At 64.5% G+C, this 245-nt stretch carries 1 pseudogene; it reads right to left on the bottom strand.

The window, feature by feature from the left end:
* Window positions 1–213 (bottom strand): annotated as a pseudogene (locus tag EH240_RS37735) (hypothetical protein); the annotation flags it as partial.
* Window positions 214–245: the final 32 nt, after the last annotated feature.

Raw genomic sequence — 245 nt, 5'->3', positions numbered from 1 at the left:
GCCCTCGGAGAGCGTGTCGGCACCATCGATCAGGCTGCGCTCGTGGAATTCACGGATGCCGTCGCTGTCGAGGACGGGGAGGCCGAAGCTTTCGGAGATGAGCGTGGCCTGGTGGCCATCCGGGCAGCAGAGCCGGACCATTTCGAGGGTGGTGCCCTTGCGGAGCTGGACGACGCGGGCCTTGGTCTTGGTGGAGCGGGTTGAGCTGGACATTGAGCTTACCTTTCTAGCGATGCCCTTCAGGG

The organism is Mesorhizobium tamadayense, from assembly GCF_003863365.1.
Classification (GTDB): Bacteria; Pseudomonadota; Alphaproteobacteria; order Rhizobiales; family Rhizobiaceae; genus Mesorhizobium; species Mesorhizobium tamadayense.
The sequence above is the reverse complement of the archived record's forward strand: the minus strand, read 5'-3'. Positions and strand labels throughout refer to the sequence as shown.